The 10,358-nt window shown below is 67.6% G+C and carries 8 protein-coding genes; 3 read left to right on the plus strand and 5 right to left on the minus strand.

What is annotated here, in order from left to right; all coding sequences use genetic code 11:
- Nucleotides 1–60 precede the first annotated feature (60 nt).
- Nucleotides 61–1,149: a methyltransferase gene (locus AC4LGL_RS00560; RefSeq protein ID WP_491837136.1), complete on the plus strand. Its 1,089-nt coding sequence runs from the start codon at nucleotides 61–63 to the stop codon at nucleotides 1,147–1,149.
- Here the strand turns inward: AC4LGL_RS00560 and AC4LGL_RS00565 are convergent.
- From AC4LGL_RS00565 to AC4LGL_RS00585, 5 genes are all read right to left on the minus strand, one after another.
- Nucleotides 1,146–1,655: a hypothetical protein gene (locus tag AC4LGL_RS00565; protein ID WP_491837137.1), complete on the minus strand. Its 510-nt coding sequence runs from the start codon at nucleotides 1,653–1,655 to the stop codon at nucleotides 1,146–1,148. The two genes, AC4LGL_RS00560 and AC4LGL_RS00565, sit on opposite strands and share 4 nt — an antisense overlap.
- Nucleotides 1,652–3,523 carry an alpha/beta hydrolase gene (locus AC4LGL_RS00570; RefSeq protein ID WP_491837138.1) on the minus strand — a complete coding sequence of 624 codons (1,872 nt, stop codon included), beginning with the start codon at nucleotides 3,521–3,523 and terminating at the stop codon, nucleotides 1,652–1,654. The genes AC4LGL_RS00565 and AC4LGL_RS00570 overlap by 4 nt, the downstream gene beginning before the upstream one ends.
- Nucleotide 3,524: 1 nt before the next feature.
- Entirely contained in the window at nucleotides 3,525–3,830 is a 306-nt protein-coding gene (locus AC4LGL_RS00575; protein WP_491837139.1) for a hypothetical protein, read from the minus strand.
- Nucleotides 3,831–3,905: 75 nt separating this feature from the next.
- On the minus strand, nucleotides 3,906–4,529 hold the full coding sequence (locus AC4LGL_RS00580) for a TetR/AcrR family transcriptional regulator (RefSeq protein WP_064933861.1): 624 nt from the start codon (nucleotides 4,527–4,529) through the stop codon (nucleotides 3,906–3,908).
- A gap of 52 nt (nucleotides 4,530–4,581) precedes the next feature.
- A complete protein-coding gene (locus tag AC4LGL_RS00585) occupies nucleotides 4,582–5,718 on the minus strand; it encodes a glycoside hydrolase family 3 N-terminal domain-containing protein (RefSeq protein WP_491837140.1) in 1,137 nt (378 codons plus the stop codon).
- A gap of 103 nt (nucleotides 5,719–5,821) precedes the next feature.
- On the opposite strand from AC4LGL_RS00585, the gene AC4LGL_RS00590 reads away from it, so the two are divergent.
- Nucleotides 5,822–5,995 carry a DUF2613 domain-containing protein gene (locus AC4LGL_RS00590; RefSeq protein WP_003881739.1) on the plus strand — a complete coding sequence of 58 codons (174 nt, stop codon included), beginning with the start codon at nucleotides 5,822–5,824 and terminating at the stop codon, nucleotides 5,993–5,995.
- Nucleotides 5,996–6,035: 40 nt separating this feature from the next.
- Nucleotides 6,036–10,268, plus strand: coding sequence for an alpha-(1->3)-arabinofuranosyltransferase domain-containing protein (locus tag AC4LGL_RS00595; protein WP_491837150.1), 4,233 nt, complete (start codon nucleotides 6,036–6,038; stop codon nucleotides 10,266–10,268).
- The last annotated feature ends 90 nt before the right edge of the window (nucleotides 10,269–10,358 follow it).

The following is a 10,358-nucleotide window of genomic DNA, read 5'->3' on the forward strand; positions in this document are numbered from 1 at the left end:
TTGACTATCAGACCGACCATAGTGACCGACACCTCAGCCCAGCTGACCTAGAGTCATCCGGTGACTCCCGCCAGGGTGCCGCCGGCCGGATTGGTCCGCGCGGTCGAACGCGTTCGCCACCACCTGCGTCGCGTGCATCAGCGCGCGGTCCCGCCACCCGCGGCGATGCTGGAGCTGATCCTGGGCGCCTGGGTCGCCCAGGGCGTCACCGCCGCTGCACAGCTGGGGGTTGCCGACGCGCTGGCCGGTGGACCGCTGCGCCCCGACGAGCTGGCGCGCCGCGTCGAGGCCAATCCCGACGCCCTGGACCGGCTGATGCGCGCGCTGGTGAGCGAGGGCGTCTTCCGGCGGACCCGCGACGGACGCTACGCACTGAATCCGCTGGGCGACACGCTGCGCACAGACGCGCCCGTCTCGATCGCCGGGATGGCGAAGTTCGTCGGCTCGCCGCAGCACCGGGAGCACTGGAGCCATCTCGCCGATGCGGTCCGCACCGGCGAGGCGGTCATTCCCAAGCTGCGCGGCAAAGGGGCGTTCGACTACATAGGCTCCGAGCCTGAACTGGGCGCGATCTTCAACGACGCCATGACCAGCATCTCCGAACTGGCCATCGCCCCCGTGGTGGCCGCCTATGACTTCTCCCGGTTCGGCACCATCGCCGATGTCGGCGGCGGGCACGGCCGGCTGCTGGCGGCCATCCTGCAGGCCACCCCGCAGAGCCGGGGCGTGCTCTACGACCTGCCGCAGGTGGTCGACGGAGCACCGGCGATGTTGGGCAAGTACGGAACCGCCGATCGAGTCCGCGTCATCCCCGGCTCGTTCTTCGACAGCGTCCCCGCAGGCGCCGACGCCTACGTCATGAAGAACATCATTCACGACTGGCCCGACGCCGAGGCACTGTCGATCCTGCGCAATGTGCGCGCCGCCTCCACACCGGGCACCACGCTGCTGCTGATCGAGGGAGTGATTCCCGACCACGACCGCGAGTTCCTCGGCAAATGGACCGACATGGAGATGCTGATCGGGATCGCCGCGAAGGAACGCACCGAGGACGACTACCGAAAGCTGTACCAGGAGGCCGGGTTCCGGCTCACCCGCGTGGTGGAGACGGCCTCGCCGTTCAGTGTGGTGGAGGGTACGGCGGTCTAGTCGTCATTCGCACACGGCGAGGTTGCGGACACGTTGAGTCCGTAGATACCGGCGGCAGTGGTTTCGGCCCTGGCCGAGACAGAGTATCCGCGGCTATCGCGGTAGGCCTTGTCGTTCGGAGGTTCCGGGTCTGGGCGGGTCCATGGGATAGGTTCGAAACCTTCGGCGACCAGAGTGTCGATGCGTTGGAGGGCCGACTCGACAAGTTCTGGGGCCGGGTCAACGATCCACGCGCTGCGTCGCACCTTCCAGGGCGGCCCGTCCGACATCAACCCGGCATTTGTGCGGCAGCCGATCTTTTCCGCATAGGCGGGATCAGGATCGATCGGCTTGCCGACGATCATCGAGACGTAGCCGGATACGGTCCGGGCGGCCTCGGTAACCCTCAATGAAGTTGATTCCATCATCGCCTCACCTTCGGCAGTAGGCCGATCCTTTCGGAGGAATCCACAGGCGCTTGTAAACACCAACAGAGCGGTCACGAAAAGCGTTGCAATCGGCTTCATTTGATCTGTATCCGTGGTCCGCGGTCGGGATTGTCCGTCACTCGCGGATTGTCCCACGGATCCTGTCGCCGTTCGTAAGATCCGTCGTCATCCCAAGGGAGTTCGGGAATGTACGGCGCACCGTTAGCGCGTGCTTGGTCAGAAGACTCGGCTCGGAAATTGCCGTCGTCGCCGATATCGATATCGACGTAGTTGGTCTCGATTCCGCGCTCGACATAACCGGTGGCCTCGCCACCGCTGATGACCGCGACCATGTTGTGGAACGCATCTGATTGATAGTCGTCCCAGTACTTTCCATGCGAATCCCGACCCACGATCACCTCGTTGGCATGCTCACCCTCCCTGCCGTAATACCCGGTGTCCAGACGGGTGACTCCGGGAATCTTGTCGGGGTCGGTGGCAGAGGGCAGGCCGCCCAACGGATGACCGACCTGTCCGTCGACGGTGTGTGGGATCCAGGGCAGCTTGTCGACCCATTGTTGATCGGTGGCGTCACGGGGCAGCGACTGCACCACCGAGATCAGGTCTCCCGGAGCGGTCATCGAATAGCGCTGCACGTCCGGATTCGGGTTGGTGTACTCGCCACTCAGGATGCCGGTGCCCGCCGACGAAGCGTGCAGGATGCGGTCGGCGCGCAACCCCATCTGCTCGGCGGTTCCGACGATCGCGCCACCGTAGGAATGACCGATGTAGGTAACCGGCGCGCCGGGCGCCCCCGCACCCACCTCCCGATCGATCTCATGGCCGAACGACACCAGCTTGGGAGCCATCGACGCGGCGTACGACGGGTCCGCCGCCTTGTCGAATCCCTGCGGGAAGTCGTCACCCAGGTACAGGAAGATCGGCGATCCGCTCTGTTTTGCCAGTTCCGCCGCCGATCGATGATTCGACTCGCTGCCATTCAGGTTGGTGTTCGTCCCGGGAACCACGACCCCGACGCCCTTGATACCGGGCTTGATGTCGCCGATCATCTCGATCATCCGCCCATTGCCCTCGGTCGAGAATCCGACGAACTTCCGTGGCACCTTCTGACCACTGCCGGGCGGAAATTCGATCGGGGTGAGCATGGCCTGCAACTGCTTGACCCGGGCTTCATCGGGTGACGGCTTTTTCAACTCCGCGTCGAGTGCGTTGCGGATGTTGATGTTGTTGGCTTCGATCCTGGTATTGAACGGCACACCGTCGGTGTTGCCCATCACCTGCGGATCGGCGAGCACCATCTCCTGCAGGGTTTCAGGGCTCAGCCCCGCCACGAATGCGGCGCGCTCGTCGGGTGTCATCCCGGCCATACGCTCGACCAGTGCCTTCGGGCTGTTCGGATCGGGCGCCTGCTTGGGATCGGGCGCGCCGAGCGCCGCTACGGCGTCCCTTACCTGTTGTCCGACCTTGGTGTCGGTGGTCTCGAACTGCGCCAACATCGTCTTCAGTTGCGCCGACGCCTTTGCGGCCATCGCCTGCAGCAGCATCCGGTTCACCGGACTCAGCTTCGCGTAGAAATCGAGCACGCTGCCGGGACGAACCGAGACGGTTCCGTCGTCAGCAACCTGCCAACCCTGCCCCTTCAGCTTGTCGACGGTGCCCACGATGCGGCTGCGTTGTTGCACCAGTTCGCCGCCGCCGTCCTGCAAGGCCGAGCGCAGTGCGGACAACGAGTCATAGAGCCGCTGCATACGTTGCAATGACGCGGTGGCGCCGGCGATGGCGGCATCGGCCGAGGTGCCCGTCCAAGAAGCGCGCAGTTGATCGATCGTGGCCCGCTGCTGGTCCATCTGGGCGGCCAGAGTGGCTGCCCGGGTACCGATGTCGGCGCCGCTCTGCACCAATGCCTCCGGGTGGGAGGCCACCACCTGAGAGATCGAAACCGCCATGTCAACCCGCTGGAAGCGCTGAATTCAGCCGACGGGCGTACTCCTCATCAGTGCGCTGATAGGCACTGGCGGCCTCAGTCAATTTGCCTGCATGCGCACTGATTTCGCCACCGACGGCCGTGGCGGCACTCTCCACGATCGAGGAAGCCTGACCACAGGCCGCGCCGCTCTGCAGGTTCGGCATCGCCGCTGCCGCCGTACTCAACGGTTGTCCGACCTGAAGGCCGGTGACGGCCCCACCGACCGCGGTCTCAGCGGCAGCAGCCGACCGCAACACGGCCGGAGCAACTTTCAGCTCGGAACCCATACCGGGAGCGTAATGCCCTCAGCAGGGGTGTCCGGACACCAGTTATGCAGACGCAGAGCGCGCGGGCAACGGCGACTAGCCTGCCGTGACCGACTGCGTTCCCGCGTCCGAGGGCGTGCCCTTCAGACCGCGCCAGAACAGGTTGATCATCAATTCGGCGGCTTCGTTGACGTCGGCATCCCCGGTGCTGACCCGGCTGGCGATCGCCTCGCCGGCACCCACCAGCGCCACCGCCATCATCTCGAAGTCGCTGTCGGGCTGAGGATTACGCGTGCCGGTGCTGAGCAGCCGGGCCACCAGATCGATGATCCGGTCACGGCCCTCCCGGACCGTGTGCGCGAATGCCTGTGAGCTGGTGGCCTGGGTATACAGCACCATCCAGGAGGCCCGGTTGGCGTCGATGTAGGTGAGGAACGCCAGCACGGCACTACGCAGCAGATCCTTGGGGCTCTGGGTGAAGTCGATCTCCCCGCGCACCACGTCCACGAACCGGGTCAGCTCCCGGTCGAGGCAGGCGCCGAACAGTTCCTCTTTGGAGCCGTAGTAGAGGTACAGCATCGGCTTGGAGATCTCGGCCTCGGCAGCGATCGCGTCCATCGACGTCTCGTGATAGCCGTTGACCGAGAAAATCTGCACCGCGGCGTCGAGCATCTGCTGTTCACGCACAGCCCGCGGCAGCCGCTTGGTTCCACCTGCCATCCGAACAGGATAAGCGTCCGGTTGAGGATCAGGGCAGCAGCTCAGCGAGCTGCTAGCAGTGCACCCCACCCTTGGCGTCAATATTGCGCTGCACCGCCACATCCACGGCGGCCTGGTTCAGTTGTCCGTCGGCCAACGCCTTCTCCAGGCCGTCGAGCACCGCGGGCACCTCGTCGGTGGTGATCCACAGCGCGTTGTCGGCGCCGGCCTGGAATGCCTTGAGCACCGCGGCAGCCACTCCGTAGCGCTGGTTGATCGCGGCCATGCTGGACAGGTCGTCCGTGTAGACCAGTCCGTTGAAGCCCGGGCCGCCGTATCCGCCCGAACGCAGCAGCTCATACGCGGCGGGGCTGAGGCTGGCCGGGTCGGTACCCGTCAGGCCCGGTACCTCCAGGTGTCCGACCATGACGGCCACCGGCGCCTGGGTGGTCAGGGTGGCGTAGGGCAGCAGATCGTTGGCCTTGAGCTCCTCGAGCGGCGGGGTGGTCACCGAGCCGGTGTGCGAGTCGCCCGAGCCGTGCCCGTGTCCCGGGAAGTGCTTGAGCACCGGGAGCACCCCGGCCTCCCGCAGCCCGCGGGCATAGGCACCGGCGTACTCGGTGACCTTGGCCGGGTCGTCCCCGAAGGACCGGTCGCCGATGACGGTGTCGTCGGGGTCGGAGGTGACATCGACGACGGGGGCGAAGTCGACGGTGATGCCGAGGCCGCGCATCTTCTGGCCGCGCTCCAGCGCGATGCCGTACACCTCGTCGACGGATTTGGTCTGGGCCAGCACCCGCGCCGACGGCTGCTCGCCGATCAGCGACGACAGCCGCGAAACCCGGCCGCCCTCCTCGTCCACGGTGACCGCCAACGGCAGCGGACCGGCGGCCGAGATGTCGCGCAGGGATCCTTCGTTGACCATCGACAGGTCGGTCCAGCTGCCGATCATGATGCCGCCGACGTGCTGGCTGCTCACCACCGAACGCGCGTCGTCCGCGTCCTTGACCCCGACGGTCAGCAGCTGGGCCAACTTGTCGCGGGGCGACAGGCTGGCCACATCGCAGACCGGCGCGGCGGGCATCGGTGCGTGGGTGGACATCGGCTTCGTGTCAGAAGACTGAGACTCCGGCGCCGGCGTGCTCGGGGAGCAGGCCAGCAACAGTCCGGACAACGCTGCGAAAGTTGCGACGAGACGCGGTGAAGCCATGGGGCCCGACCTTAGCCGCTGCGCAAGCTGTAATCGATTCTCTGCGTGTCGACCCACGTCCACCTGGCACTGATCGGCGGTGTTGCCATGCTAGGTTGGCCGGGTGAACCGGTTCGTCATACCCTCCGCGGCCAGCATTGTCGTCGGCCTGCTGTTGGGGGCGGCCGCCGTTTTCGGTGTGACGCTAATGGTGCAGCAGGACACGAAGCCTCCGCTGCAAGCGGGCGACCCGGCGTCATCGGTGCTCAACAGGGTCGAGTACGGCGACCGGTCGTAGCTTGGATGTGCCGCTAACGCGGCGGGCGCTCGACGCGCCACTGTCGCGGCGCTGGTTGTGGGTGGTCGCCGCGGCGACACTGCTCCTGACTTTCGCCCAGTCGCCCGGAGAGATTTCACCCGACACCAAGCTGGACCTCACCGCCAATCCCCTGAGGTTCCTGGCTCGCGCCTTCAATCTGTGGAACAGCGACCTGCCGTTCGGGCAGGCACAGAACCAGGCCTACGGCTACCTCTTCCCCCACGGCGCCTTCTTCCTGGCCGGCGATCTGCTGGGGATTCCCGGCTGGGTCACCCAACGACTGTGGTGGGCCCTGCTGCTGACCGTGGGTTTCTGGGGCATGCTGCGCCTGGCCGAACTTCTGGGCATCGGCAGCACCAGTTCGCGTGTCCTCGGTGCACTCGCCTTCACGCTGTCACCGCGCGTACTGACCACCCTCGGCGCGATCTCTTCCGAGACGCTGCCGATGATGCTGGCGCCGTGGGTGCTGGTGCCGATGATCCTGGCGTTTCGGGGGGATAGGAACCTGCGGCTGATGGCGGCCCGGTCCGCGGGCGCCGTGGCGCTGATGGGCGCGGTGAACGCCGTCGCCACCCTGACCGGCTGCCTGGCCGCGATCATCTGGTGGGCCTGCCACCGCCCGAACCGGTTGTGGTGGCGGTTCACCGCGTGGTGGTTCGGCTGCACCGCACTGGCCGTCGCCTGGTGGGTCGTGGCGCTGGTGATGCTCGGCCGGATCAGCCCGCCGTTCCTGGACTTCATCGAATCCTCGGGTGTCACCACACAGTGGATGTCGCTGACCGAGATGCTGCGCGGTACCCACACCTGGACCCCGTTCGTGGCGTCGACCGCCACTGCGGCGGCGTCACTGGTGACGAGCACGGTCGCGGTGCTGGCCACGACCTTGGTGGCGGCGGCCGGCCTGGCCGGGCTGGCGCTGCGCTCGATGCCCGCGCGGGGCCGGCTGATCACCATGCTTCTGGTCGGCGTCGTCCTGCTGGGCCTGGGCTACTCCGGAGGGCTGGGCTCCCCGGTGGCGACGGCCGTTCAGGATTTCCTGGACGGCACGGGCACACCGCTGCGCAACCTGGCCAAGCTCGATCCGGTGCTGCGGCTACCGCTGGCGCTGGGTCTGGCCCATCTGCTGGGCCGGATCCCGCTGCCGGGCAGTGCGGCCCTGCCGGTGTGGGTGCGGGCCTTCGCCCGGCCCGAACGCGACAAGCGCATCGCGGTGGCGATCGTGGTGCTCGCCGCCCTGGCAGCCGGAACCTCGCTCGCCTGGACGGGCCGGATCGCCCCCGCCGGCACCTTCACCGCGATCCCGCAGTACTGGCACGACACCGCGGACTGGCTCGACGAACACAACACCGACCGCGGCCGGGTCCTGGTCGCGCCCGGCGCCCCGTTCGCCACCCAGACCTGGGGCAACAGCCACGACGAGCCGTTGCAGGTCCTCGGATCGAGCCCGTGGGGGGTGCGGGATTCGATCCCGCTGACACCGCCGGAGACGATCCGCGCACTGGATTCGGTGCAGCGGTTGTTCGCCGCCGGCCGCCCTTCCGCGGGCCTGGCCGACACCCTTGCCCGGCAAGGCATTTCGTATGTCGTGCTGCGTAACGATCTGGATCCCGACGTGTCCCGGTCGGCCCGGCCGGTGCTGGTGCACCGGTCGATCGAAGGATCTCCTGGACTGTCCAAGGTGGCCGAGTTCGGCGACTCCTCGGGTCCAGGGACGCTGGAGGGCTTCGTCGCCGACAGCGGACTGCGACCGCGCTACCCCGCCGTCGAGATCTACCGGGTGGACACCGGCGGAACCAGCCCGGCCGCGCCCTATCTGGTCGACACCGACGCGATGACGCGGGTGGCCGGTGCACCCGAGGCGCTGCTGCGTCTCGACGAACGCCGACGCCTGGCCGGCCGACCCCCACTCGGTCCGATGCTGCTGACCGCCGACGCCGAACGGGCCGGCCTGCCGGTACAACCCGACGGGTCGGCGGGGGTGATCGTCACCGACACCCCGACCGCGCGTGAGATCGACTACGGCCGCGTCGACGACCACGCCTCGGCGATCCGCACCCCCGACGACGCCCGCCACACCCACAACCGGGTCCCGGACTACCCGGCCGACGGGGCCGCACCGGTGTACGGCAAGTGGAACGGCGGACGGGTATCGGTGTCCAGTTCGGCGGCGGACTCCACCGCACTGCCCAACGTTGCACCGGCCACCGGGCCCGCTGCGGCCATCGACAGCGACGGGTCGACGTCGTGGGTGTCCAACGCCCTTCAGGCCGCTGTCGGCCAGTGGTTGCAGGTCGATTTCGATCACCCGGTCACCAACGCCACCTTGACCATCACCCCCAGCGCGACGGCGGTCGGCGCCCAGGTGCGCCGCATCGAGGTGGCCACCGCGACCGGCACCAGCAGCCTGCGCTTCGACACCGCCGGCCAGCAGTTGACCATCCCGCTGCCGGTCGGTGAGACCCCGTGGGTGCGGGTCACCGCGGTCGCCACCAATGACGGTTCGCCCGGTGTGCAGTTCGGCATCACCGATCTGTCCGTCACCCAGTACGACGCGTCAGGATTCGCGCACCCCATCAACCTGCGGCACACCGTGGAAGTTCCCGGACCTCCAGCGGATTCGGTTGTCGCACAATGGGATCTGGGCACAGAGCTCCTGGGGCGGACCGGCTGTGCCGACAGTCCGGCCGGGGTCCGGTGCGCGGCTGCGCTGGCGCTGGCCTCCGAGGAGCCGGTGAACCTCAGCCGCACACTCACGGTGCCCGCCCCCACCGACGTCGAGCCGACGGTGTGGATCCGGTCCCGCCAGGGACCCAAACTCGCCGATCTGGTCGCGCAACCCGGAACCACCCGCGCCTCCGGTGACGCCGATCCGATCGACGTGCTCGGTTCGTCCTATGCCGCCACCGACGGCGACCCGCGGACATCGTGGACCGCGCCGCAACGCGTTGTGCAGTTCAAGGCGCCGCCCACGCTGACGCTGAAACTGCCTGCGCCGACCGAAGTCGGCGCGCTGCGAATCGATCCCGGCGCCAGCCAACCGCCGGCGCATCCGACGCTGGTGTCGATCGACCTGGGTGACGGTCCGCAGGTACACAAGCTCCCCGGCAACGGTGAGGCTCAGACCGCACAGCTCAAACCGCGGGTGACCGACACCATCACCGTGTCGCTGCTGGCCTGGAACGACATCATCGACCGCACCTCGCTGGGCTTCGACCAGCTCAAGCCGCCGGGGCTGGCCGAACTGACCGTCCTCGACGTCCACGGCAAGCCCGTCGCCCCCGCTGACTCCACCGCCAATCGCAAACGGACAGTGTCGCTTCCGTGCGGTCAGGGTCCCATCATCGGCGTGGCCGGCCAGTTCATCCAGACCTCGGTGCGCACCACCGTGGGGGCGCTGCTCGACGGTGATCCGATTGCGGCCCAACCGTGCCGGACCGGCCCGGTCACCCTGCCCGCCGGCCAACAGGAACTCCTGGTCAGCCCGGGCGCAGCGTTCGTCGTCGACGGAGTCGTCCTCAACACCCCGGAGGCCGCCCAACTCCGCGTGGCCACAACAACTCCCGTCGATGCACCGGTGTGGTCACCGGACCGCAGGCAGGTCGAGGTGGCAGCTTCGGAGAAAGCGCGGGCCCTGGTGGTGCCCGAAAGCGTGAACCCGGGGTGGATTGCGCGTACCGCGGATGGCACCGCACTGAAGCCGGTGAAGATCAACGGTTGGCAGCAGGGCTGGGTGATCCCGGCCGGCGAGAGTGGACCCGTCACGTTGTCCTTCCCCTCGAACCGGCCGTACCGCATCGGGTTGATCGGCGGACTCGCACTGCTGCCGGTGCTGGCCCTGTTGGCACTGTGGCCGGCGCGGCGCCGCGATCCGGATCTCGATCCCGTGCGGCCGTGGCAGCCGGCGCGGCCGCTGGCCTCGGCTGCCGTGCTCGCGGTGGGTACGGCGCTGTCAGGCCTGCCCGGACTCCTGGTCGCGGGTGCCACCTTGGGAGTGCGCTATCTGTTGCGTAATCGCGACGCCTGGCAGGAGAAGCTGACCGTGGCCGTGGCAGCGGGCGGGCTCACGCTGGCCGGCGCGGCGCTGAGTCAGTATCCGTGGCGGTCGGTCGACGGGTATGTCGGGCACTCGCCGTGGGTGCAATTGTCTGCGCTGCTGTCGGTCACGTTCGTCGCGGCCTCCACGATCACCTTCGAGCGGACACCCGAGCCGATCGTCGCAGAGTCGGCCCCGGAACCCACCGATCCGGAGTGAACCAGGCCTGAGCCGACGGATTCACAGCTTATCAGTAGTTAACTACACAATGTGGGCGCACAATGCGTGTTGAACTGCGTATTTATCGTC

The organism is Mycolicibacterium arcueilense (assembly GCF_058536225.1).